The sequence below is a fragment of the Stieleria neptunia genome (assembly GCF_007754155.1).
Lineage (GTDB): Bacteria > Planctomycetota > Planctomycetia > Pirellulales > Pirellulaceae > Stieleria > Stieleria neptunia.
Genome location: NZ_CP037423.1, coordinates 7,845,430 through 7,869,454, shown reverse-complemented (window position 1 = coordinate 7,869,454; position 24,025 = coordinate 7,845,430). Strand labels below are relative to the sequence as shown.

Below are 24,025 nucleotides of genomic sequence, written 5' to 3'. Positions count from 1 at the left end.
CCAGGACGATCGCCTCCCATGGCCGCCAGTCGTCTCCGCCGACATCCTGCACCGACAACCTGGGAACGCCGTTGCACATTCCTCTCCGACGAAACCCCTCATGAATCGACGACACTTTCTTCAACAATCCGCGACAATCGCCGGATCCGCCGTTGCCGGAATTGGGCTGCAGGCCGCACCGGCGCCGGTTCACATTCCCAAAGGCAGGGCGGAACACGTTGTGTTCCTCTGGCTGGGCGGAGGGATGTCACAGATCGACACGTTCGATCCCAAGCGACGAGGCAATTCCAAAGCGTCTCCCAAAGTCGCCGGATCGGAATACGAGACCGTTGATACGATCGTCCCCGGCGTAAAATTCTGCGAGCACCTGCATCGCACTGCAAAGCTCGCCGACCGGCTGACCGCGATGCGGACGATCAATCATCACCTGATCGACGAACACGCCTTCGGCACCAACTTTGTCCACACCGGGCGCCAGATCAGCGGCAGCACGACGTACCCGTCGATCGGTTCGATCATCGGGCACGTTCGAGGTGCCGCGAATCCCGATGTGCCCGCTTATATGCTGATCGGTTATCCCAACGTCAGTCGCGGCCCGGGATTTCTCGGCGCCAAGGGCGGATACGTTTATCTGGTCGATACCGAAAGTGGTCCGGCCGGATTCACGCACCCGGATGATGTCACGCCGGCACGGATCCAACGCCGCCATGAACTGCTGGAACCGCTGACGGGAAACGTCCCCCGAGGCTCCGTCATCGAGCAGTACAAGGCTGCTCAAGCCGAAGCGATGCGACTGGCGGGTCCCGAATTCATGCGGAACTTCCGACTGCAGGACGAACTCGCCGATCTCCGCAACGCCTATGGTGGCGAATTTGGCCAACGATGCCTGCTGGCTCGGCGTCTTGTTCAAGCCGGCGTGCGGTTCATCGAAGTCTCGCACAATCTCAATTTCATCAACGGCACGGGGTGGGACACGCACAACGAAGGTCAGCGAAACCAGCATCTGCTGATTCAGGAACTCGACGTCGCCCTGTCGGCACTGCTGACCGACCTGGAGCAACAGGGATTGCTCGACAAGACGCTCGTCGCGCTCGGTACGGAATTCGGACGTCCGGCCAGCTACGACGGTCGAGGCGGCCGCGGCCACCAGGGCAGTTGCTTCAGCCTGCTCCTCGCCGGCGGCGGGCTGAATCACCAAGGCGCCTATGGGGTGACCGACGAGCTGAGCAAAAAGGTCGTCGAAAACCCCGTATCCGTTCCCGACTTCCACGCCACCATTCATGCGGCGCTCGGCATCGACCCGGCTCTGGAACTGTTCGACGGAGCGCGACCGGTGCCGATTACCGATCGCGGCAAACCTGTCAAAGCTCTTTTTGCATAGCGCAAAAGCATCGCCCACACGAACTCGCTCTCACCATGCCAACCATCATTCGATTCATCGTGCTGCTTTCCGCAAACGCCAACACCAATCGCCCCGGATGAACCCCCAATCCCTATAAATGCCTTTCCTTCATTCTTGCGATTGACCAGTGAACCCCGGTCACCGCAACGATTGGCCGCCATCGTGACGTTTGAAGCGACCCTCGGCGAGCTTCTTTCGATAGTCTGCGAGCGATCGGACGGCCAGGTGCCCCAGGACCAGCACGATCGGGATGTTGGCCCAGAGCATGGCGCCCGTCCCCAGGTCCATGAACTTCACCATTTCGTCGGCGTTCTCGATCCAATTTGCGGCGTAGATCGCACCCGCCAAGAAAACGCACTTGAACGGCAGCACACTTTTCTGGCCCAGCAAGTAGATCATCCCTTGCTCGCCGTAGTAGCTCCAAGAGATCATCGAAGAAATCGCGAACAGCCACGCTGCGAACGTCACCAACCAACGCCCCAGCCCCGGGAATTCGCGGTCGAACGCAAACGCCGTGAGTTCGGCACCGGCGTGGTCGCGATAAACGGCGGCTGACCCGATCGTGATCTCCCCGACCACACCGTCCCAATCGCGCGGAATGACCGAAAGCGGCTCCCATCGGATGGAGGGTTCTTGGTCCTCGGTGATTTCGCCAAAGAGTTTGACGCGAGAGCTTCCGGTTTTGCGATGGATTGCGTCGCCCGCATCGCCGACGATGAAGAAGCGGTCGCCGACAGCCCACGCACCTGATTCGTCCGTCGGAAGATCCGCCGGTTCCGCGGCCGAGACAACGGAAAAGGTGATGTCCCCGTCTTCCCCGGGTTGGACCTGCTTTTGGATTTCCAGCCGTCTCGTACACTCCCCGATCGGCTCCCGATTCCACGTGCTCGTGCAAAGGATCACCAAACCTGTCAGCGTGCAAATGCAAAGGGTATCGATGAACGGTCCGAGCCCGCCGACGATTCCTTCGCGCGCCGCTTCGCTGGTCTTTGCCGCTGCGTGGGCGATCGGCGCGGATCCCAGTCCCGCCTCGTTGGAGAAGAACGCCCGCTTCATCCCTTGAATGAATCCCCAACCGGCGGTGCCTCCAACAAACGCGCCGACCGCCTCGGTGGGTTGGAACGCGCATCGTACGACGGTCATCAGAAGTGACGGGATCTCAGTGACATGAATCGCCAAGACGACGAACGCGGAGACCAAGTACAGCAGGCACATCATCGGGACAAGTGTCGCGGCAACGCTGCCGATCCGTTTGATGCCGCCGACGATGACCAGGCCGACGATCAGCGCCATGGCGATGCCGGTGAACAGCTTGGGGACGCCGAAATAACGCTCACTCAATTCGGCGACACTCCACGCCTGGAACATATTCCCATTGGTGAACGTCGCGATGACAAGCGTGATGCAAAAGAACACGCCGCAGGCTCGGCCGATGACCCGCCAAATGCCTCCCTTGCTGCCGAGCACTTGCTCGACGACCCACATCGCGCCGCCGGATGGATTTTCCGGATCCTCCGTCTTTCGGTACAGCATCGCGAGCGTGATTTCGACTGATTTCAACGCCATGCCCAGAACACCGACGACCCACATCCAAAAGAGCGCGCCGGGGCCGCCCGCACCAACCGCAAGCGCGACGCCTCCGATGTTTCCCAAGCCGACAGTTGCCGACAGCGCAGCGGAGAGCGCTTGGAAGTGACTGATCGCACCCGGGTCATCCGGATCGTCATAGCGACCGCGAATCACATCGACACCATGCGTCACCGCGGTCCACTGAATGAAGCGGGTCCACACCGTGAACAGCACCCCCGCGGCGAGCAGCGCATACGGAGTCCAAGGACCCCATAAGATCTCGTTGATCGAATCGAGGGTGAAGAGGTTCAGATACATCCTGCCCAAGGGGGTAAACGGAAAATGGATTGTCGTTGCTTCGTCAAGAATTATAAGTGGGGTAAGCTTCCAGCTTGCCGTCTCGTTTCACTCGTGAAACGCAAGCTGGAAGCTTACGCCACTATGTTGCCGACCCCAAAACCTAGCGTTGACAAAGCACCAATAAGGACGTTTTACAACGATCCGCTGACCACGTCACACTCAATCGACCAGATCGTTGGTCTTTGTCGCGTTTCGCGGCAATCGATGGCCTAGACTTCACACGGTATTTTCCCTACCAGACTCCAACCTGCGGGTTTTCCGGCTTGGAATCGCGGGATTCGACCGGCAGTGAAATGGGAGTTTGATGTCGGTGGGAACCGGAGAACGCTTCACCATTGACTACCGAAATTCGGTCGTGCACGACTGGAGTTTCGTTCGCGAACACCTCGTAAACATGACCCCGTTACACTCCGCCCTTTCCTCGGCAATCCGGTACGTCGGTCGGGTTGTGATTGCGATGGCAGTGATGGCGTCACAGAGAAGCCTTTCTGCTCAAACGCCAGTGGCGGCGGCTCCCCAGCTCGTTCAGAAGGCCGACGCAAAAACCGGGCGTTATTGGACGACCCGATGGGAGTTTGAAAACGTCGACATCGACAAACTCGCCGGACGGCTCAAATCCATCGGCATTGATCTTGGGCTCCAACTGCGCGGAACCGCGACCGTCAAACTGGACGTGGGGATTCCGCTGACGTCGCTTAGGGACGGCGCCGCCTATCGTTTTGATGGCACGCTGACCAGTCCGGGACTGGTGATCGATGATGTCGAACTGAAGGACTTCGAAACTTCGGTCTCCTATCGCAACGGGTTGGCAACGCTCACACGGCTGAAGTCGTCGGTCGTCGCCCCTGATCGCAAATCGAGCGGAACGGTCCAAGGCGGTGGCAGTCTGCAATTGGTCCCGCGCGGAGATGCGACAGCCGATCTGAAGATCAACAACATCGCGCTCTCCCCGATCAGTGACCTGATCGCCAAATTCCTCCCTTCGCAAAACGATTTGTTGCCGGACGCAGGAAGGCTGTCGGGTGACATTCGTTTTCGCGCGCCGATCGACCGCATCAGCGAGATGGAGTCGTACGAACTTGCAGGGAAGGTCAATGGACAAGGATTGAAGCTCGCCAGTCTGCCGCCTGCCGATGTAAAAATCGACAACCTCACGATGGAGGACGGACGCCTGAAGTTCAGTGGATTCGATCTGATCGCTTCGTCATCGAACGTCGGACAATCCGACATTCGACTGATCGGTCGGGGTGACGTGCCGCTCGGTGGTGAAGGAGCGTTTTCGTTCGAACTCGCCGGCGATGATCTACCGCTCGGCGCGATCGCTCGACTTTCGAGTCGATCCACCCAACGGACAACCCCAGCGGTGGTCGATGGAAAACTCGACTTTCGCGTCCGTGGCGCCGGTGTCCTCGCCCCTGAAATGGAAGCGTCGACTTGGAAGATCGATGGTTCCGTCGCATCGCCGTCGTTGCAAGTCGCAGGTGTCGACCTGGGCGTTCTGGAACACACCCTCCGATTCACGCCCAATCAATTCGATGTGCTGCCACGACGCGATGAAGCGACATTGCCGCCTTCGTTCACGTTGGTGAAGATACGATCGAAGTATTCGATCACCAGCGAATCGCTGACGCTCCAGTCGCTATCGGCGACAGCCTTCGGTGGACAGATTTCGGGAACCGCCACACTGCCGCGTCAGGGCCAAGGTGACTTGGTTGCCGTCTTGTCATTCGCCGACATCCGTCCCAACGTCCGAATTCCAGTCTTCGGCAAGGTTTCTCCGATCGCTACAGCCACCATCGCGGGAAACATCGACTGGCGTGTTCCGATCGACAAGCTATTGGAACCGAATCAGCACGTGGGCAAGGCAACGCTGTCTGTCGCAGAGATCAGGATCAACGAGGAACGGGTCGGCGAACTGGTCGCAGAACTTGTCGCCAATCAAGGCGAACTAGCGTTGCAAGCGAGCGGCGATCTGTTGGGTGGGTCGGTCGAGGTTCAAACCGTCGCCAACGTGCTGGCGACCGATCGTTGGTCTGATGTGATGTCCCGACTCGGCCAATCGACATTTCGTTTCGAACACCTTTCGATCACCCCTTTGGTCGATCTGTCGGTCGGTCGTCGTGTCGGGCTGACGGGTGACGCGAGCGGCCACGTCGTTGTCGATTTCGACTTGCAACCCAAGGCCCAATCGAACCTCCAGGCGAAGGTGTTCGTTGAGTTGTCACGCGTCCATTATCGCTCGCGTCTTCTTTCGCGAAAGCTGAGTCTCAACGGCCGACTCGAAAAGGGTGTTTTTGTGGTCCAACCGCTCTTAGGCGACTATGCGAATGGATCGCTGCGGCTCGATGGTCGAGTCGACTTGTTTGATCGTGACGAAGCATTTTACCCACGTGCCGACCTTCGTTTGGTTGCATCGAGAATCCAGATGGATCGCGGACTGTGGTTTCTGGGTAACAAGGCCGAGCGAATCCAGGGACGCGTCTCGACCAAAGTAACCATTGCCGGGCATCAAGAATCGGTTCGAATACGAGGGAGTCTCCATGGACGCGAGTTGGTGGCATACGACTTGCCGATCGGCGTGGCACGCGGTGCCCTCACGGCGTCCGCCAACTTGAAATCATGGCGTTGGGATGTGAGCATCCCGTCGGTTCGATCAAGTGTCGGTGGCGGACAGCTTGACGGCGAACTGCACCTGTCGTCCGGTCGTCGTGGCGGCTTTGACATGACGAGCCGGTGGAAAACGCGGCGAGTCGACGTGTTTCGATTGACGCATCCGTTCGGGCGCTCCAGTTCGCTCGCAAGTGGAGAGATCACGGGCGAAATGTCACTCGGGGGCAAGTCGGTTCGTTCGGTGGACGACCTTGCCGGTCGATTCGATTTCCAGTTGGGGCGAACGCGTAGTGCCGCGATTCCTGGCCTGATCGCGGCATCGCAGTTCCTCGGCCCCGTCTCACTCGCGGGTCAGACCTTTGATGTGGGAGAAGCGAAAGGATTGATCGGTCAGGGGGTAGTCGTGATCGACGAATTCTGGCTGGGTTCGGACAACGCGTTGGTGCGAGCGGACGGAAAACTCTATCTCCGCAGCGGTCGTCTGGACATGATCGCACTGATCGCAACCGGCGACTATCGTGACATCGCCGCAAACCTTGGCCAATTGGCACAGAAGTATGCTCTGCGTTCTCTGCTGCCCGCATCGGCCATCTTCAGCGTGACCGAACTGTTTCGCGATCGGACCGTAGTCCTCGCGGTGCTGGGGACAACTCAAAACCCGATCGTGCGTTTGCGACCCGTCGAAACGTTTCGTGAGGAAGCCGCTCGGTTCCTGCTTCGCGAAGGCCAACGGCTCGTCCTTGCGGGGACCTCGTTAAGCGTATTGAATGGATTGGACGGAGGTTCGTAATCGGATCGCTTTCACCGATACGTTCCGGTGCTGCGGATGGCGCGTGTCGCCATAGCAAATCTGTTTTCAGCACGCGCGCTCGACTCACCGTGCCGATTGTCTTTCTGGATAGTGTTCCACGACAATGGGTGAGGCGATGCAACGATCTGTTTACCAAGTTCTGCTTGTACTGGCAGCTCTGTTGACGACCGCAAGTGCCGGATGCGCACCCTTGGGGCTTTCACTCTATCCTTCCAACTCGACGTTGACGACGGAAGCCAAAACTGTTCTCGAAGCCTCACGCATCCCGCACAGCATCCCGCGAGAGAACGCCAAGAGCGCGTTGCCGCTACATTCGCTTCAACCGGGCGATGCACTGTTGATTGAACCGGTCAATCAGGATCGCGATCTGCGTTTACCGGCCGATCAATCGGTGCTCGCCGACGGCACGGTCGATCTCGGTCCCTACGGCCGCGTCATCGTTGTCGGCAGGAATCTGGAACAGGCCGAGGCGTTGATCGAGAGACAGATCACCGACCAGATCCGCCGACAGATCTCGGCCTGTAAACCGTTTACAAGCCCCGACGTCAAGGAATCACTCTCTCAACCTTCGCTTCCCGACGACTGCGACACGATCGCCATCAACGTCAGACTGCTTGAACCGGTTCATCGTTTTTATGTCTTTGGTGAAGTCAACGCGCCCGGCTCCTTTCCGTTGACAGGATCAGAAACGGTGCTCGATGCGATCGTCAGCGCCGGTGGGCTGACGTCCAGCGCCAACCCGTGTCAGATCCTGCTGGCCCGACCGACGGATCCCGGTGAGTGCCGCGTCACACTGCCGGTGTGCTATCGCGAGATCGTTCAGATGGGGAACACGGCAACGAACTATCAGCTGCAGCCCGGTGACCGCGTCTTCGTCGCCGCACGATCTTGCATGGACGAACTCATGTTCTGGCGGGCAAGCCAAACGTGTTCCCGTTGCTCAGGCTGCAACCGGGCAAGTCGACACCCAGAACATTCGACGGCCAAACCGATGGCGATGGTCGACCAGACGATGATCTCACCCGGCAGCGTGGGCTGGACGCGATTGACGGACGATCCGCTCCGACCGAGTGACCTGATGAACCTGAATGAAGTCAACACTCGGTTTGAACCTCAGTTTGGCAAGTCTCTCGACGACCCTCTGCCCGGCGAACCGGCGGACGCCAAAGCTGGCAATTCCGACGTCGATGGCGAATTAGAGTTCGCGCCACTGTCGGAGTGATGCCCAGGGAGAGTGCGCGTCGGCTTGGGATACGTCCAACCCTGCGGGCCCGAACGAGATCGGCAACGCCGCAGCATCGCATTCGGCCAGCCGTTCGGACTATCGCGTTGAGACGTGCGATTCTAGCGCGGACACTAGCGATTCGGTTTTGGAGTTGGGCTGAGCGGATTGCCTTGCGAGTTGCAGATGCTCTTGGGCAGCGTCGAGATTGCCGGCGTCGATGTCCAGGATCGCGAGGTTGTGATGGGCGACGGTGGATCCGTGGGCTTGCTCAAACTGTTGGAACGCTGCTGCTCGGTCGCCTTGTCGATAGTGAATCATTGCCAGCGTTGATCGGAGACGGACGTGGTTGGAGTCGTTTTGTAACCCCCGGCTCGCTTCGGTGATCGCCTGGTCATAACGCCCGGCTTCCATCAAAGTCCAAGCGAAGTTGTTGGACAGCTCGACGTCATCAGGCGTGCGCTCGACGCATCGTTGGTACCGTTGGATCGCAGCGTTTTGATTGCCGACGTCGGCGTACAAGGGGGCAAGCTCGGCATCAAGCGGCGCGGCGGCTGGATCGAGTTGCTCAGCACGTTCGTAAAGTTGAATGGCTTCCGCGGCGTACCCTTGTCCGGCCACGGTCTTGGCGGTTTCCATGCACAGCGATCGTTCACTGGGCATCGGTTCGCGTTTCGCTTTGGATTCAGCCGGCGACGACGATGCGAGCGGCTTCAAAAAATCCGAATCGCGATGCTTTTTGATGCTGCTGCAACCGACCGAAAGCGCGAGTGCCAAAGAGATGACCGTCGCGTTGCGAGACCGCCGGTTTATCATCATGCCGATTCTCATCAAAAGATGCCTCCCGGCAAGTTGCCGCCGAAACTGCCGGACTGACTGCCGAGACCAGAGGTCTGCGAAATCGGTGCGCCAGTGCCCGCGGAGGAGTTCCGTGTGCCTCCGAATCCGCTGGCGACTCGTTCCGCCAGTGGGCCTCGCATTCCGAGTGCCGCGGGCGTGGCGATTTCGGTCGTCGGCGCGGTGACTCCAAAGCTGACCAGTTGACGGTTGACCGAGTTCACGCGCGCGGCGTCTAACGAAGCGTCGCCGGATGGTTCAATCATCGCCGGCTGCATGCCAGCCAATCCGCTGTTCGCATTGCGTGCCATTCGTTCGATCGCACCGGGTGACAGCGTGGTACTCGTGCCGATGAAGTCGGATCGATACAGCATTGTTTGATCGGCGACCGCACCGCCGACTTGAGCCGTTTGCCAATCGCAAAGTTTTGCGCCGGCTTGTTGCGGAACGGCACCCGCTGGAACGTCGGCACAACAATCCACGCCCAGGATTCCGCCGCGAGACGCGCAACCGCTTGCGGCCAGTGAAACAACGATCAGACCGGTGAGCAGGAATCCATTCGGCGTCGTCTTGTGCCAATTATTGAGCATCCATGCCTCGTCGAATCATGCCGGGGAAGGTTGTGCCGGGCGCTGCACCGGGTATGCCCTGCGGTTCAATCAGTTCCATCGTGGGGCTGTGCTGCGTTGGCGTGCTGTGCGTGCTGCTTGCAGACGGAATCGCAGCATGCGGGACCGGTGCCGGTCGCGGATAGCAGCGATCGGTCGGGCCGACTTCGCCGATCATGAACTGTTCCGCACGACAATGCTCGGCATGCCTTTGACGTGCGTAGTCCGTGCGAACCGACGAGCGATAGTCTTTGGAGCGGCGACTCTCCAATCGATTGGCAATGAAGAATTCGATGTCGGTGGGTTCGTGAACATCGCGGCCGGGCAATGCGGGGGCGGATCCGGCGTCGACGGGGGCTACCAAGTGTGGTGTGACCAAGACAACGAGTTCCTGCTCGCCACCGCTCGTGCGGTTGACGCCGCCGGTGGCACCGATGATCGGCAAGTCACCCCAGAAGGGAACGCGATCCGTACTGGACCCGTAGTTCGTTTGTAATAGTCCCGCAACGGCAATCGTTTGGCCGCTGCGCAGTTGCACCGTGGTTGAAAAGTTGCGGCTGTTCAGTCCCGAAACCTGAGTCCCACCGCCTCCACCGCCGATGCTCGTGCCCAAGGACTCATCGCGAGTGCTCACTTCCGCGTTCATCTGCAATCGAATCACATCGCGATCTTGGATAAAGGGCGTGAATTGCAACTGCACACCAAAGGGCACGAACGAGACACCTTGAAGATTGTTTCCGCCGCCTCCGCCTGAGCTGATGACGGGAATCGGAAATTGACCGCCCGCTTGAAAGTCCGCAGACTGGCCATTCATGGCGACCAGATTCGGTTCGGCCAAAGTGCGAGACAGGTTCATGGTGCGGAGCGCTTCGATGGCCAAACGAACTTGGCCCATGTCCAACGAGGCGAGGATGTTGGCACCACTTTGATTGCCGGCACCACCGGCTTGCGTCAAACCACCGGTCAGCGATTGAAACACGGTCAAACCGTCGTTGTTGTCGACCCCGAAGTTCAACCCGATGCTGCGCGCGGCACTGCGGTTGACTTCCGCGACCGTGACTTTCAACATCACTTGCTGCTCGCCAACGATCTTCAGTTGGTTGATGATGCCGGCCTCAGCAAGAGCGCGTGCGTCGAGAATGCGGTCGGCGAATGCAGCTGCCCGCTCCGATTCCAGTCGCTCAGCGGTGGTGGTGAAGTTCACTGCTGTGAGTGCGGCCTGCGATTCCAAAGCTTGACCGCTCCAGTTTCTAGCTTGCCTCGCCCCCAATAGCACATCGAGGATCTGCGACATCTCGATCGCATCGGGCGTTTGACCGCGGACGATCAACCGATCGGCGAGTTCGTCCAGTTCGATGTAGCTGTTGGGGAACTTTTCATTGAGGTCCGCTTGCAAGTCTTCGGTTGGACGCGCAAACAGTGGATCGGCATAAACACGGACTTCATAAGCCACGGTACTTTGACCGCCGGGGGCACCATCGTCATCGAACCAAAAGATCAACGTCGTTGTGCCCGGTTGCATTCCAGTGACGGCGACCTCTTTGCCGCTTTGCTCGTCAATGATCTCCGTGCGAATGATCGTGTCAGCGGGCGTGTAGATCCGTTTGGGCGTTTCGGCAAGTTGCAAGACTTTCGGGCGTCCCACTACCAGCTTCAACGACAGTTCGGGGTCAATCGACGTGGGAATGAACCGCGACGCATCCCGCTCGGCTCGTTCGCTGGGCGGCGGCAGGATCAATTCCTGGGGAAAATTGCTTTGCAATCGCGAGCGAATTGGCACCGACTCGGCCGGAGGCGCGGGCGGAGTCGCCGGTTGCTGAGCCAGGATCGACGGCGAAACTTCGATCTCCTGTGCCACAGCGGGAACGGTCACCGCGACCATCAATCCGGCGAGCAGCAATGCAAGTGATCGCTTTCGATGATGTCGTCGCCAAGAGGGTTTCATGGAATCTCCGTCAGTCAGACCGATACAAGTTGCCGCGTGCTGTGCCCGTTCAATGCCGGAGCGACGCGACCAAAGAAGTCCGACCAAAGGACACCAGGTTGATTCGGCGGGACCCGCACATTCGCTTGAATCAAATCGACTCGAATAACCGTCAAAACGCCTATTGCCCCCGCATATCGCCCAAATTAAATTGTCCGTTCGTCCTGTGGTCGGACCCCATTTGCTTTCCCACAAAGAGTTTCCCAGCGTGAAACGCCGACCACTTGCTCTTGAATCACTGCACGACCGTTGCCTGATGGCGGCCGATATCGAGGCAGTTTCGTCCGAACTCACCGAGTCTGCCGTCTATCACTCGCGGGCCGTTCCCTCCGCAGCCATCGCCGGAACGCGTTTGATCGAACCAGCCGCGGGGACACGCGATGTCGTCGATAGTAACGATGGTTTTCGCATCGAAATCGTGCCGGGCGTGAATCTGCGAAACCAGTTCGGGGCATTGGCGGCCGTCGAGCGGGCGGCGGCCCAGTGGGAAGCGATGCTGAACGATCCGATCACGGTCTCGATTCAGATCGATTTGCAGTTTGAGGAAATTTCGTCGAGCCAGTTCGGAACCGATCTTCCTGCCGAAGTGCTCGGCTTCGCCCGCCCCGTCGAAGTCGAGTTGCCGTATGCGCAAATTCGTACCGCGATGCAGAACGATGGCTTGATCGAACAAGACGATTCGATCCTCGCTTCGCTGCCGTCGCCCGAGTCGATCGAATTCGCTTATCCGGGGTCGCTTCGTTACGACGATCGTATCAGCCTGACCAAAGCCAACTTGAAGGCGCTCGGCTTGCATTCGGAATCCGTTGACGACGAATTGGGAGTCGCCGACGGGCAGATCTTGCTTAATCCTGAGGCACTTCTGCCGAATCAGCCTCACCGCTTTGACTACAACAGGGCAGACGGGATCTCACCCGGCCAATTCGATTTTGAATCCCTTGTCGTCCATGAGATCGGTCATGTCTTGGGATTCATCTCATCGGTTGATCGCATCGACCAAGCGATTCGTGCAGGCGTGACCGAGACGGCGATCGCTCCTTCCACGCTGGACCTGTTCCGTTTCCGATCGCTACCCGGTTCGGGAAACCCGCGAACAGCGGCGGCGTTTGAAGAGGTGCGGCGAGAGTTGCGGCCATCCACGCCAGCCGTCATGGACTTCGTCACCGCCGACGGTTGGACGACTTTGGATCATGAATATCCAGTCGAGCTTGGTGAAGACATCGGTTTGATTGATCCGGGTGTGGCGTTCGGATATCAAGCGAGCCACTGGCAAGCAGAAGATTTGTTTGGAATACCGATCGGTGTGATGGCCCCGGCGCTGCCGCCGCAGACGATCTCGCCAATTTCCAACGTCGATCTGCGAGTCTTCGATCTGATCGGCTACGATGTGCTACCGCCTGGCGAGCCCCTCACGGCACCGGAACTTCGCGATGATGCGGCGACGGTCAACAGCCAGCGAACGATCGTCATCGATGCTCTGGCAAACGACCAAAACAACACTCGAGCGTTGAATTTGTCGTCATTGCGAATCGTCGAATCGCCCGCCGGCGGGTCCGTCGAATTCGACCCGGTTACGGGCTTCTTTGTCTACACCGCCGATGCGGATTTCGCGGGCGAGGACATCTTCAGCTACATCGTTGCCGACGATCGCGGCATCTATGCCCAGCCCGCTCTGGTTTCCGTTCAGGTCATCGGTACAGCGGTCGGCGAAGCCCCGATCGCGACCGACGACTTTGTCCTGGTGCGACAAAATCAATCGGTCACGTTCGATCCACTGGCGAATGACCGCGACGAAGAGGAATCGCTTTCGTTCGCAAATTTGCGTGTCGAAGTGCAACCGGCCCATGGGGCGGTTCGTCCGGGAAACAACCGCTTGGTCTATGTGCCTCGAACCGACTTCGTGGGCGACGATTCGCTGACCTATTCTATTGCCGACAGCGATGGAAACCGATCGTCCGCCGTTGTGCGAATCACCGTCGGTGCGACGTTGCCACCGGTGGTGATTTCTGGTCTACCGCTCAGCCTGATGCAGCGGGCCGATCTCAGCGGCGATGCCCGAGTGACCGCGATTGATGCATTGATGGTGATCAACTATCTGGATCGGCGAGGCACCAACTCAATCGTCACCGAGACGGACACAAACGCACACGATGTCAATGCTGACGGCCAAGTGACGGCGCTCGACGCGCTTGTGATTATCAACGCTCTGAGCCGTAGTGACGGTGGAACCGCAGTTGTGGCTGTCACCGATCTTTTGGATCGAGAGGACGACGACCCGTTGCTTGGAAGCGAGCCCGCGGAATTGTTCTAAGGGAAGCGGCTAATCGCACGAAAAGGGCGGCGCTCACTGCCCACGATGTTCATCGCACCCACTGCGCGCCCAACACCAACCCGTGGAACGAAATCTGACTCGCCTTTGATTGCTGACCGTTTTGCGTCGCCGATTGAACGACGTTGTCCAAGAAGAGTCCTTGGTAACCCAAGCGGAACGACACTGATCTTGATACCTGGTGTTCCAGCGTGACTTCCAAATCGCCCAACCAAGCGAACTCGTTGGAGTCGTTATCGAATGTTGTTTCAGCAATCCCATCGATTACGATTGCATCGTTGAAACCCGGCCCGGATTGCTGCACTTGATTGTTCATCAGGCCAAGCTTGGCGCCCAAGTGCAATCGTGTGCTGCCGCCACCCAAGTCCAGGCCCACACCGGCCTGAGGCCCGAACGCATCATTGGTCGCCTCGCCTCGTGCTGTTTCCTCGATGAGTGGCCCGAATCCGGTATCCAAGCGGTAGGCTTCCGAAAACGAATCGCGATAACGCAGGTAACGCAACCCGATCAGCCAGTGTGAGTCGACCTCGGACTGCCCGCCAAAAAAATTCCACTCGACGTTGTGAAGCTCGGCGTCGTAGTCGATTGTCGCGTCCAAGTCAGGCAGCGGTGCGACATTTCGCAATGTCGCGGACGATTCCCATCCAACGGTGCCGAAGTAGCTCAGTTCGGTGCGAAACGAGTCCAGCAACAGCGTTCCCATTCGGACCCGCGGAGCGACCGGCAATCCGTGATCAAGGGTTTGTGCGATCGTGACCGTGTTATTGCCCGGATCCAGGATTTCGGAGCGAAACTCGCTGCCAGAATGCGTCAACCACAAACTGTCAACGCCAACCCAGAACAGCGATTGATACCGGCCGTTGGCGAGCGTTTGCCCGAGGCAACCCGTGTCTTGGGCGAAACAACTGCCTTCGTCGCTGAACCGGTAGCAAGCCGAATCACCTGACTCTGAATATCCGGGTTGTGAGTCATCGCAACCACGATCCCATGCCAATGTCGGCAACGTGGCAAGCCACCACACCGCGATTCCCAACCCGAGCCGACCGATATGTCGCATCGAAAAATTTCCAAAAGCCGTGATGTGTAGACAACCGGCCCGACCGAGACTTGGTATCGGCACGGCAAAACCCACACATTGCAGACGACCATTTGAATGGTCAAAGTTATCCCAAATTACCACGCCGGCATCGTGACCGGCGCAATCGTGGGCGCGCGTGCCAGCATCGCAATGCGCTCTCGCCGATGGCCTGCCGCGACGCGAAATTCAGATGCTTCGCCGGCAAGCATCGATCTCGTGCTCTTCGAAACACGCCATACTTGCACAGGGATTGCATGTGCGGTACGATTGCCTCCGTCTGTGCTTCACTCGTTCGGAGAATTTCCATGTATCGTCTTAGCCTGCTAGCGGTCGCGGTTTGCTTGCCCGGAAACTTTCTTCATCGCGCAGTGCTTGCAGATGAGCCCGCGGAGACAGTGGTCGCTGTTTCTGATTGGCGGGCTGCATCGTTGCTTCGCAGCTTTTCGTTCAACACAACGGCAACCGACGTGCTCGTTCAGAACGATGGCGACGACTACCAAACCGCCAATTCTCGCGAAATCGCGATGAGGCGGGCGACTCATGTGGTCTACCTCGGTGGCGACGAGTCGTTGCTTTCTCGCATGTTCCGCGAACGTTTGATGATGCAAGGTGCCCGCCCGATCGATTTGCGGACTGTGCAACGCGCTCACCAACATGGTCGCCAACGTGTGGATCACCACCGGGCTCTATCTAGCAATCACCTGTCCCTCGCAGTTCTCTTGAACCAACCATGAACATGTCCCAATCGAATCGATCGAAACACCTACCCGTCACTGTCCTTTCCGGCTTCCTCGGCGCGGGCAAGACGACGCTGCTGAACCACATTTTGACCAATCGCGATAACCTGAAAGTTGCGGTGATTGTCAACGACATGAGCGAAGTCAATATCGACGCGGCACTTGTGAAGTCGGGTGACGCGAATCTGTCGCGCACCGAAGAGCAGCTCGTCGAAATGTCCAACGGCTGTATCTGCTGCACGCTTCGTGAGGACCTGCTCGTTGAGGTCCGTCGACTTGCTCGCGACGGCCGATTCGACTACTTGCTGATCGAATCGACCGGAATTTCCGAGCCGATGCCGGTGGCCGAGACGTTTACGTTCGAGGATGAAAACGGCGATAGTCTCTCGCTGGTTGCTGAACTTGACACGATGGTCACGGTCGTCGACGCGGGCAACTTCATGAAGGACTTTGGTTCCTGGGACGACCTGACCGATCGTCGCTTGGGTCTGAGCGAAGACGACAGGCGGAACATCGTTGATTTGTTGGTCGATCAAGTCGAGTTTGCCAACGTCGTCATCGTCAACAAGACCGATCTGGTGTCGCCTTACGACCTCGAACAGCTCAATCAAATCCTGCGGCGGCTCAATCCGAACGCCAAGTTCATCAACACGACCGAGAGTCGAGTTGACTTGACCGAGATCATGGGCACGGGGCTTTTTTCACTCGGCGAAGCTGAATTGCAACCGGGTTGGTTGGCGGTCCCGCGAGGCGAAGAAGAGACGGAAACCGAAGAATACGGAATTTCGCATTTCGTCTATCGCCGCCAGCGCCCGTTTCATCCCAAACGATTGACCGACGTGCTTGATGGCGACATGGACGAGGGCTTGTTTGATGGTGTTCTACGCAGCAAAGGACTGATGTGGATCGCATCGCGTCACGACTGGGCTTACGATTGGTCGCAAGCGGGCTGTTCGATCCGAATGAATCCCGCCGGATTTTGGTGGGCGGCCGCTCCGAACGATGAGTGGCCCGAAGACCAAGAATCAATCGCCGAGATTCAATCGAAGTTCGTCGGCGACTATGGCGATCGACATCAACAGTTGGTGTTCATCGGCAACGTGATGGACCAGGATCGGATCACGCAGATTCTCGATGGCTGTTTGCTGACGGATCTTGAGTACGTGCAGGGGCCGGAGTTCTGGCGGAATCTTGAAGACACTTTGCCACCGATTGAATTGGAAACCGGTGAAGAGCTTATGGAAGAGGGGGTAGTGTGATGTCGCGTCAATCGTCGAGGCTCGTTTTCAAATCACAGGAGAAACGACCAATGCATCACAGCGACTTCACCGCGATGAGTCTTGCATTATTGACCTGCCTGCTCGCGATGATCCTTGGTTGCGGAACCGGTTCGCAGGAATCGACAACTGAGTTCGTAAACGAAGTCGGCCTGCCGACGGTCAGCGGACGTGAATTGGAGCGTTTTGTTCAGGCGAGCCAAGTGCCGGTGCTGGTGGAGTTTGGCGTCGATTTCAATTGTCCACGTTGTGCGCAAACCAAAAGCGATGTGGTTCGACTGCGCGAATCCTTGGAGGGCAAAGTCGACGTGATTCGAGTCGACTTCAACGCCAACGCCCAAATGGTCGCGAAGCTCGGTGGAACGATTTGTCCAACGTATGTCCTTTTCGATCATGGCCAGCCGGTCCTAACTCGAAGCTTTCCGGTCTCGATTGACCTTTTGGAAGGGGAGATACTGAGATTAGAGGGCGACTCCGGGAAGTGACCCACGGGTGTCGAGCGGTAGGGTTTCAGCAACCGTTGGTGTCTAGCCTTTAGGGAAAGTCCAGCTTAAGACGATCGCATTTCTGAAGTACGATGGCCCTTCCGGGCCGTCGCCCGTGGGGCTCTACGCGACGACCTAGAAAGGACGTCGTACACCCCTCCGCCGACCACCTCTCACCCATTCGGTCAGATCATTCAGATTTGTCGCGTTTCGCGCTAGCCCTAAGCTGGACGGTCTCTAAAGCCTGCACACCAACACGTAAGCCTGACCCCTTTTCCGCGTTCGCCAAGGACGGACGTTGGAGCCGGGTCACCCAGCCAATGCGACTTTGGCGGTATAAAAGAAACCAACGCCGAGAATGAGCGAGGCTCGGAGATACGCCCACGGCAGATTTCCCAGCCAACTGTCTTTGCGAATCAGGTTGCCGCCGAAACGTTGAAGCAACATGCCGACGCAGGTCAGCGAGCTGGCGATGCCGGCGGCAAACAGTCAGTTCGTGGGTGTGTTGGTGCATGAGTTTATATTCACTTGTCAATCGAAAGGTCCACTACGCAGTTCAGCCAAGGATCGTTCACGAATCCATCCAACTCAGTTGCGTTCCGTCGGCGACGTCGACCGAACCGGGGCTGACTTCGATAACTCGGGCGGTCCCGCGATTACAAATCACGACACGCCAAGGGCGCATTCGCAACTTCTTTCCCAGTACCACGTTCTCCCGATCCAGCATAATGACATCGATCGAAAATCGCATGAAGCAAGTATGGAGTGACGAACAAGGCGACAACAACAATCCCGAACCCTGTGGCAGCGAACGTCGCAACTGCAAACCTTTGAACCGTTTCCAATACGTGTCTGCGAACTCGAGTTGATCGAGCAAGACTTCGCCGCTATCGGCATTGATCAGCTTCATCACTCAAAAACCTCCGCCACGGGTGAAGGTTTCGGTCAGTTTGAACAGTTGCACGAACGCGGGACCGAGCGTCCAGACGAACAGACCGGGCAGGAAACAAATCACCAGCGGAAACAATCGCTTGACGGGCAGCGAATTGGCGAAGGCAATCGCTTTCTCACGGCGTCGCGCGCGGATGTCGTCGGCTTGCGTGCGAAGGACTTTGGCGATTCCCATCCCCATCTGTTCGGCTTGGACAAGCGCGGAAACAAGGATCGAGATCGAACCGATGCGGATTCGGCCGCTGAGCCGCCTGAGCGATTGAATCCTCGGACGGCCGGCGAGTAGGTCGGCGTGATAGAGATTCAATTCGTTGGCCAGCGGTCGCCCGGCAAGGCGAGTTTTCAAAATCCGCAACAGCGCCGAATCGAAACTCAAGCCCGCTTCGCTGAGCGTCGCCATCAGCTCCATGGCAAGCGGAAGATCCTGCTCGATCATCGCGACCCGTTTGCGTCGAGCCGAGCGGACGATCGTGACGGGTAAACAGATCAGCAGGATGGCGATGATCCAGGGGGCGACCCAAACGACCGGCAAGAACGTCTCACCGACGCCGCCGGGAACCAACACGACCGTTCGCTCCATGACCTGTTGCAAACCCGAGAGCAAAAACAATGTTGCCGCGCCCATGCCAACCATCGTGCAAGTGATCATTCCGGCGACGAAGGTCCACGGTGCCGCGGCACTGCGATATCCAGCCAGAAACAGCCAGCCCGACAGCCATCCACGTGGTGACGAGGAATCGAGGGCTTGGTTGACGTCAACGTCTGCCGCTTGTTCCCAACGCGCTCGCGTTTGCTCGCGCAAAAGCATCCAGCGGATCGCGTAGAATCCGATTGCGACAATGCCGGCCAGCAGACCGAACGCGATGATCAAATTGATGCTCGGCATAAGGACTCAGAACTTCGGCTTTGAGATCAAGTTCATCCACGCAATCCCGACCGCTTGCATGATGATGGAACCGGCGATGAACCAACTGCCGACGGTGGACGTGACGAACTCTCGCATCGGTTCCGGCCCGTTTCGCCAGACGATGACGGCGATCAAATAGATCAGTCCCAGGATCGCAAACGTGCTGAATTGCGATTGGGCGATGTTGGATTGAATGCGACGTGTGATTTCGATGCGGTCGCGGATCGTTCGTCCGACGGTCGCCAGTGTGGGGGCAAGCCGGCCGCCGACTTCGAAGTGAACGGCCAGCGATGATGAAAACAGCAAAAACGTTTCCAACGGTACACGATCGGCAAGTGACCGAAACACCGACGCGGGATCGTCGCCCAAACGAATCCGTCCCGCAATTTCTTGCAGATAAGGTTTCAGTGGTCGATCGGTTTCAAGCGTCGCCGCGTCCATCGCCGGACCGAGCGCGGCGCCGGCACTGACCGCCCCGACCATGATGTCAATCGCGTCGGCGAGTTGACGTTCTAATTTCGCGATGTGACGTGTATGGAGGAAACTTTCAAATTGGTTCAACAGCAACGATACCACCGCACCGATCGCCAGCACATATTGCGGCGGCCAACGAAAAACAATCCAAACCGACAACGCCATCAGGATGCCAACCGTCCATGGCACCCAAAACCAACGACGGGCCAGGCGGCGTGCCGATGAATCGAGACCGAACGTTTGGTCGGCAGAGCGATGCCCCGCTCCTGCTTCCGGCTTCGACCATTCCTCGGTCGCTTCGGAAAACCGTTCAAGCGTTCGCTGGTGCCGGGTGTAAAGCTGATACCCGCCAACGCCGACCAACCCAACGATTGCCCACAACGCAATGACGCCGACGACTACCACGATTGCCGCCAATCCGATTGGTCGGAATCATTCGACTGGTCAAAACGCTCTGTCTGGCTTGGCTCGGGCATCGATGTGCCCGCTGGTCGTTGGAACAAGTGCATCGGCACGTCAACGTGATTCTCCCGCAATCGCTCGGCCACCCGCGGCACGACCCCCGTCGCAACAAAATCACCGGTGATGCGACGATTGGCTTTGCCCGTCGAAACGAAACGAAAGATTTCCTGCAACTGAGCCGTTTCGCCTTCCATGCCGACCAGTTCCGAAATCGACTGCACCCGCCGGACCCCGTCTTCATAACGCTTGACCTGAACGATGACGTCGATCGCCGAAACCGCTTGCTCGCGAATCGCCCGTGCGGGCAAATCGATCCCCGCCATCAAGACCATGGTTTCTAGACGGGCGATCGCGTCGCGAGATGAGTTGGCGTGGATCGTTGTCAGTGATCCGTCGTGACCGGTATTCATCGCTTGCATCATGTCCAGTGCCTCGCCTGAACGGACTTCGCCAACGATGATGCGGTCGGGTCGCATTCGCAACGCGTTGACGACCAGGTCTCGGGCCACGATGCGGCCTTGGCCTTCGATGTTCGGCGGTCGTGTTTCCATGCGCACGACGTGACGCTGATCGAGTTGCAGTTCGGCGGCGTCTTCGATCGTGATGATGCGTTCGCTGTCGGGGATCGCTTCGGCCAACGCTCCCAGGAACGTCGACTTGCCTGAACCGGTACCGCCGGAAACAATCATATTGATGCGACCGCGAATCGCCAGCCGCAAAAATTCCAACATCGCCGGCGAAAACATCCCCAGTCGAGCGAGGTCATCGCTACGAAGCCGCCGCCGGCCGAACCGTCGAATCGACAATGTGGGACCGTCGATCGTCACCGGCGGCAGCGTCGCGTTGACGCGGCTGCCGTCGGGCAAGCGGGCATCGACCATCGGCGAGCTTTCATCGATCCGCCGACCCACGCGAGCGGCAATGCGGCCGATGATGCGGGTCAAGTGTTCGTCGTCACGAAAGCGAACGTCGGTCGATTCCAGTTGCCCGAAACGCTCGACAAAAACCGTGTGCGGACCGTTGACCAAAATATCGGTCACTGCGGGATCGGCCAGCAACGGAGCCAACGGACCAACACCGATCGTCTCTTCGATCAGGTCATCGACCAACTGTCGCCGTTCCGAATCGTTGAGCGGCCAATCTTGTGTCTCCAACGCGTCGGCCACGTAGTCTTTGACCAATTCGGTCAATTCATCTTCGCTCGCCGTGATCCGATCGCGTCGATCCAAGTCTTCCAGCAACTGCGTGTGCATCGCCGCCTTGACGGACGCAAACGAGGCGCTGCCCGGCTCCGCAACGCTCGGCTGCGAACTCGCAAAACCCTTGCTCGATTGACGCGACGTTTCCGGAAGCACCCGCTCACTGGGCAAACGCAAACTGGTTCGCGTGAACAGTTCGCGAGCTGAGGGCTCTTCGGCTGGATCCATTCGTTTCGTCTTCATCGTTCCAGGTCTCCAGGTGACAACGCGAGCGATGATCCGTCGGCGATCGGATCCGGTGCGTTGAGCGGTTGTTCATTCAATGCGATGCGTGACGCTTTCGGATCCAGGTGTCCGGCAACGTCGTTGGCCAGTTGTTCGAGCGCGCGACTAAAACCGCTAAAACGAAGCGTCGCCATCGCGATCGGGACGCCGCAGTTCGCCGCCGCCATCACCTTCTTCTCAAACGGCAACACGTGATCAATGTCACGCTGCATCTGCTCGGCCACATCATCGACCGTCAAGCTGCCTGTCACCCGTTGTTCACGATTGAGAATGATCGATTGGCGCGAGGCCGGATATCCGATCCGCTCCAGCACGCTCAGCAATTTCACACCGCCCAGCAGCGTCGGCACGACATTCTCCAGCACGACGTAGACACGATCGCTCAGGTCCAGCGCCGCGATCACCACCTGATCAAACATCGGAAACGTGTCGACGATCACGACGTCGTACGTTTGACGCGCGAGCGTGATGACGCGGGCCATCAGCAAGTCATCGATTTCCATTGCCTCCACGGCATCGGCCGGTGCCGCCAGCAAATGCAGCCCGCTGGAATGCACCGCGGCGGTTTGCCGAATCATCGTCGGATCAAGACGATCCGATTCGCGAGCCAGGTCGGTCAGCGTCGCCGACGGTCGCAGGTCCAACAGCGCCGCGGCGACCCCCATTTGGATCGAACCGTCGATCAACAGCACGCTCTGTTTGCCACGCCGCGCGATCGCGACCGCGGCATTGGTGGACAGCGTCGATTTCCCCACGCCGCCTTTGTTGCTGATAAAGGAGACCACGCGTCCGAGCGGTCGAGACTGGATGTGGGAATCGCGATCGTCATCGGAGGATGCTTGCTGGATCAGCCGCGACAGGTCTGCCGTCGAGAGCGGTCGCCGCAGAAAGTCGCAAACGCCGCACCGCATCGCGTCGATCAGGACCGCGGATTCGTTGACACTTTCGGGAAACCCTTCGGGACGCAAGATTGCGGCCACCCGAGTGCCGGGCGAAGCCGATCGGATTTGACCGACGACGGCGGTCAGTTCTTGGGGATCGGCAGTGAACTCGATCAGCACCAACGAGATCGGCTGCGTCCGTAACGCTTCAAACAGATGGCCGGATTGTTTCACCAGGCGAAACCGAGGCGTGTTTTCGCCCAGCCCATCGAACGCCAACTTCGCCTCGTCGACGATCTTCTCGTCGGTGCTCAGGATCAGGACGGATGCGGTGATCGACATGGGTTAATTCCTCACCAACACGGGGGCCATGAATGAATCACTACGTGATGCATCAACGAACGAAAGATGGTCCTCCACGAACACCCGCTTGTCTGCAATCGAGGGTTGGTCATCTAGCGAAAGCAAATCTCCGTTCGAATCACGTGCTGCAATACCGAAGCAGTAGGACGCGGATGCGTTTTGGTGAGCCAGAAATGTACTTGCCTGGATAGTATTGGAGGCCTGTACTTCGACTCGGGTGAATGCAATTACCCGCGGAACATCGTATATCTGATGAATCCCAAGATATCCTGATCGGGGCAAGCTTCCGAAATTGGTCACAGTAGTCGAAGTAACGGGGTCACCAATGCAACGTCCATGAAACTCCAATGGATTGCTCAGGTCGCCCGCCTCAAAGTCTGCGGCAGAAACTGACATCCCGATGCTCCCGATAATGTTGCGAGCCGGATCCTCCGAACCAACACAAACAATTGGACGAACAGAAGCAATGGAGGTAGCCCTAACGCGCATTCCATCGCCGGTGAGTCCACGATCCATCAGCGATCCTCGCCCGAATAGGTAGGGGATCGGTGGGCCGGAACTGCCCAATTCGGAACTGAGCGTTTCACCCGTCCGTCGCAGTCGTACAAGAAAAGCATTGTGCGTGGATCGCTGGGCCATGTCCCCGGCAATGAAGTTCCGCCTGACATACTGTCCCGTGTCATCGTCAACATATTCATTCTCGGATGGCGGTATGTCCGAATCGAAGTTGGGATTGTCCAAGGTTCGATCGAAATAGCCCGATACCATGTCGCCAGAGTCGGAATTCGGAGAAGTCCCACTCAGGTTCGTCGACAACGTGGGGCGATAAAACGGTGTCGGAGGTGTGGACATCGTTTGCGATGCATTCAGTGATGCATCTCCCGCCCCCCCGACAAAATCGACGATCGGTCCACCACCGTAGGTGTGATCGTCGGATGTCGCGCCAAGGTCATCATCAAAAGCATTCGTCACCCATTGCTGAACATGGGTTCGTCTCTCAACCTCAAAATCCGTTGACGAGGCGTTCGGCGGCAACTGATCCCGAAATCGCAAACCTTCCAACGCCGCAGAGTCCGCCGCGGACTGCATTTGTCGCTGGGCGAGTCTGGCAAATCCCAAGTCGATCACGAGCGCCGCCATGGCGAAGAGTCCGAACAGCAACATCGCCAGCAGCACCATCACGTATCCGCCCCG

The 24,025-nt window shown here is 58.3% G+C and carries 18 protein-coding genes; 7 read left to right on the top strand and 11 right to left on the bottom strand.

The annotated features are described in order from the left end of the window. The first annotated feature begins 100 nt into the window (after positions 1 to 100). Positions 101 to 1,381 (top strand): DUF1501 domain-containing protein, encoded by a 1,281-nt coding sequence (locus tag Enr13x_RS27440; protein ID WP_145390087.1) that lies wholly within the window; start codon positions 101 to 103, stop codon positions 1,379 to 1,381. A 159-nt stretch (positions 1,382 to 1,540) separates the two neighbouring features. Here Enr13x_RS27440 and Enr13x_RS27435 read toward each other — a convergent pair whose 3' ends face one another. Beyond that, on the bottom strand, positions 1,541 to 3,289 hold the full coding sequence (locus Enr13x_RS27435) for an alanine/glycine:cation symporter family protein (protein WP_145390086.1): 1,749 nt from the start codon (positions 3,287 to 3,289) through the stop codon (positions 1,541 to 1,543). A 508-nt stretch (positions 3,290 to 3,797) separates the two neighbouring features. Between Enr13x_RS27435 and Enr13x_RS27430 the strand changes: the two genes are divergently transcribed. Both Enr13x_RS27430 and Enr13x_RS27425 read left to right on the top strand, forming a co-directional pair. Then, positions 3,798 to 6,731, top strand: coding sequence for an AsmA-like C-terminal region-containing protein (locus tag Enr13x_RS27430; protein WP_231743818.1), 2,934 nt, complete (start codon positions 3,798 to 3,800; stop codon positions 6,729 to 6,731). 136 nt (positions 6,732 to 6,867) lie between these two features. Beyond that, the gene (locus Enr13x_RS27425; RefSeq protein ID WP_145390085.1) at positions 6,868 to 7,974 is read left to right on the top strand and encodes a polysaccharide biosynthesis/export family protein; all 1,107 of its coding nucleotides are present in this window, start codon (positions 6,868 to 6,870) and stop codon (positions 7,972 to 7,974) included. A gap of 99 nt (positions 7,975 to 8,073) precedes the next feature. On the opposite strand, the gene Enr13x_RS27420 is transcribed toward Enr13x_RS27425, so the two are convergent. From Enr13x_RS27420 to Enr13x_RS27410, 3 genes are read right to left on the bottom strand one after another with little or no spacing between them, the layout of a single operon-like run. Next, positions 8,074 to 8,793: a tetratricopeptide repeat protein gene (locus tag Enr13x_RS27420; RefSeq protein ID WP_145390084.1), complete on the bottom strand. Its 720-nt coding sequence runs from the start codon at positions 8,791 to 8,793 to the stop codon at positions 8,074 to 8,076. Between the two features lie 11 nt (positions 8,794 to 8,804). After that, on the bottom strand, positions 8,805 to 9,401 hold the full coding sequence (locus Enr13x_RS27415) for a hypothetical protein (RefSeq protein WP_231743817.1): 597 nt from the start codon (positions 9,399 to 9,401) through the stop codon (positions 8,805 to 8,807). After that, the gene (locus tag Enr13x_RS27410) at positions 9,391 to 11,364 is read right to left on the bottom strand and encodes a type II and III secretion system protein family protein (protein ID WP_145390083.1); all 1,974 of its coding nucleotides are present in this window, start codon (positions 11,362 to 11,364) and stop codon (positions 9,391 to 9,393) included. Before Enr13x_RS27410 ends, Enr13x_RS27415 begins: the two co-directional genes overlap by 11 nt. Positions 11,365 to 11,611: 247 nt before the next feature. Here Enr13x_RS27410 and Enr13x_RS27405 point away from each other — a divergent pair, with 247 nt between their 5' ends. After that, entirely contained in the window at positions 11,612 to 13,714 is a 2,103-nt protein-coding gene (locus Enr13x_RS27405; RefSeq protein ID WP_145390082.1) for an NF038122 family metalloprotease, read from the top strand. A 49-nt stretch (positions 13,715 to 13,763) separates the two neighbouring features. On the opposite strand, the gene Enr13x_RS27400 is transcribed toward Enr13x_RS27405, so the two are convergent. Then, positions 13,764 to 14,789: a BBP7 family outer membrane beta-barrel protein gene (locus Enr13x_RS27400; protein WP_145390081.1), complete on the bottom strand. Its 1,026-nt coding sequence runs from the start codon at positions 14,787 to 14,789 to the stop codon at positions 13,764 to 13,766. Positions 14,790 to 15,115: 326 nt separating this feature from the next. Here Enr13x_RS27400 and Enr13x_RS27395 point away from each other — a divergent pair, with 326 nt between their 5' ends. Genes Enr13x_RS27395 through Enr13x_RS27385 form a run of 3 tightly spaced genes read left to right on the top strand, consistent with a single transcriptional unit; the run spans position 15,116 to position 17,309 of the window. After that, entirely contained in the window at positions 15,116 to 15,544 is a 429-nt protein-coding gene (locus Enr13x_RS27395) for a hypothetical protein (RefSeq protein ID WP_145390080.1), read from the top strand. Positions 15,545 to 15,546: 2 nt separating this feature from the next. Beyond that, on the top strand, positions 15,547 to 16,806 hold the full coding sequence (locus Enr13x_RS27390; RefSeq protein WP_390621009.1) for a GTP-binding protein: 1,260 nt from the start codon (positions 15,547 to 15,549) through the stop codon (positions 16,804 to 16,806). Between the two features lie 50 nt (positions 16,807 to 16,856). Further along, positions 16,857 to 17,309, top strand: coding sequence for a thioredoxin family protein (locus tag Enr13x_RS27385; RefSeq protein WP_197455388.1), 453 nt, complete (start codon positions 16,857 to 16,859; stop codon positions 17,307 to 17,309). 571 nt (positions 17,310 to 17,880) lie between these two features. Here the strand turns inward: Enr13x_RS27385 and Enr13x_RS27375 are convergent. The 6 genes from Enr13x_RS27375 to Enr13x_RS27350 are packed head-to-tail and all read right to left on the bottom strand — an operon-like array spanning position 17,881 to position 24,010. Beyond that, a complete protein-coding gene (locus tag Enr13x_RS27375) occupies positions 17,881 to 18,219 on the bottom strand; it encodes a DUF192 domain-containing protein (protein WP_145390077.1) in 339 nt (112 codons plus the stop codon). Between the two features lie 3 nt (positions 18,220 to 18,222). Further along, positions 18,223 to 19,146 carry a type II secretion system F family protein gene (locus Enr13x_RS27370; protein WP_145390076.1) on the bottom strand — a complete coding sequence of 308 codons (924 nt, stop codon included), beginning with the start codon at positions 19,144 to 19,146 and terminating at the stop codon, positions 18,223 to 18,225. Between the two features lie 6 nt (positions 19,147 to 19,152). Then, a complete protein-coding gene (locus tag Enr13x_RS27365) occupies positions 19,153 to 20,046 on the bottom strand; it encodes a type II secretion system F family protein (protein ID WP_145390075.1) in 894 nt (297 codons plus the stop codon). Beyond that, the gene (locus Enr13x_RS27360; RefSeq protein ID WP_231743816.1) at positions 20,040 to 21,545 is read right to left on the bottom strand and encodes a CpaF family protein; all 1,506 of its coding nucleotides are present in this window, start codon (positions 21,543 to 21,545) and stop codon (positions 20,040 to 20,042) included. The genes Enr13x_RS27365 and Enr13x_RS27360 overlap by 7 nt, the downstream gene beginning before the upstream one ends. After that, entirely contained in the window at positions 21,542 to 22,810 is a 1,269-nt protein-coding gene (locus Enr13x_RS27355) for an AAA family ATPase (protein ID WP_145390074.1), read from the bottom strand. Before Enr13x_RS27355 ends, Enr13x_RS27360 begins: the two co-directional genes overlap by 4 nt. Positions 22,811 to 22,813: 3 nt before the next feature. Then, positions 22,814 to 24,010 (bottom strand): Tad domain-containing protein, encoded by a 1,197-nt coding sequence (locus tag Enr13x_RS27350; protein ID WP_231744453.1) that lies wholly within the window; start codon positions 24,008 to 24,010, stop codon positions 22,814 to 22,816. Positions 24,011 to 24,025 lie beyond the last annotated feature (15 nt).

What these genes read in the sequence shown, in the direction of transcription:
- Enr13x_RS27440 (WP_145390087.1), top strand. Translation starts at nt 101, where the DNA reads ATGAATCGACGACACTTTCTTCAACAATCCGCGACAATCGCCGGATCC.
- Enr13x_RS27435 (WP_145390086.1), bottom strand. Translation starts at nt 3,289, where the DNA reads ATGTATCTGAACCTCTTCACCCTCGATTCGATCAACGAGATCTTATGG.
- Enr13x_RS27430 (WP_231743818.1), top strand. Translation starts at nt 3,798, where the DNA reads ATGGCGTCACAGAGAAGCCTTTCTGCTCAAACGCCAGTGGCGGCGGCT.
- Enr13x_RS27425 (WP_145390085.1), top strand. Translation starts at nt 6,868, where the DNA reads ATGCAACGATCTGTTTACCAAGTTCTGCTTGTACTGGCAGCTCTGTTG.
- Enr13x_RS27420 (WP_145390084.1), bottom strand. Translation starts at nt 8,793, where the DNA reads ATGATGATAAACCGGCGGTCTCGCAACGCGACGGTCATCTCTTTGGCA.
- Enr13x_RS27415 (WP_231743817.1), bottom strand. Translation starts at nt 9,401, where the DNA reads ATGCTCAATAATTGGCACAAGACGACGCCGAATGGATTCCTGCTCACC.
- Enr13x_RS27410 (WP_145390083.1), bottom strand. Translation starts at nt 11,364, where the DNA reads ATGAAACCCTCTTGGCGACGACATCATCGAAAGCGATCACTTGCATTG.
- Enr13x_RS27400 (WP_145390081.1), bottom strand. Translation starts at nt 14,789, where the DNA reads ATGCGACATATCGGTCGGCTCGGGTTGGGAATCGCGGTGTGGTGGCTT.
- Enr13x_RS27395 (WP_145390080.1), top strand. Translation starts at nt 15,116, where the DNA reads ATGTATCGTCTTAGCCTGCTAGCGGTCGCGGTTTGCTTGCCCGGAAAC.
- Enr13x_RS27390 (WP_390621009.1), top strand. Translation starts at nt 15,547, where the DNA reads ATGTCCCAATCGAATCGATCGAAACACCTACCCGTCACTGTCCTTTCC.
- Enr13x_RS27385 (WP_197455388.1), top strand. Translation starts at nt 16,857, where the DNA reads ATGCATCACAGCGACTTCACCGCGATGAGTCTTGCATTATTGACCTGC.
- Enr13x_RS27375 (WP_145390077.1), bottom strand. Translation starts at nt 18,219, where the DNA reads ATGAAGCTGATCAATGCCGATAGCGGCGAAGTCTTGCTCGATCAACTC.
- Enr13x_RS27370 (WP_145390076.1), bottom strand. Translation starts at nt 19,146, where the DNA reads ATGCCGAGCATCAATTTGATCATCGCGTTCGGTCTGCTGGCCGGCATT.
- Enr13x_RS27360 (WP_231743816.1), bottom strand. Translation starts at nt 21,545, where the DNA reads ATGAAGACGAAACGAATGGATCCAGCCGAAGAGCCCTCAGCTCGCGAA.
- Enr13x_RS27355 (WP_145390074.1), bottom strand. Translation starts at nt 22,810, where the DNA reads ATGTCGATCACCGCATCCGTCCTGATCCTGAGCACCGACGAGAAGATC.
- Enr13x_RS27350 (WP_231744453.1), bottom strand. Translation starts at nt 24,010, where the DNA reads ATGGTGCTGCTGGCGATGTTGCTGTTCGGACTCTTCGCCATGGCGGCG.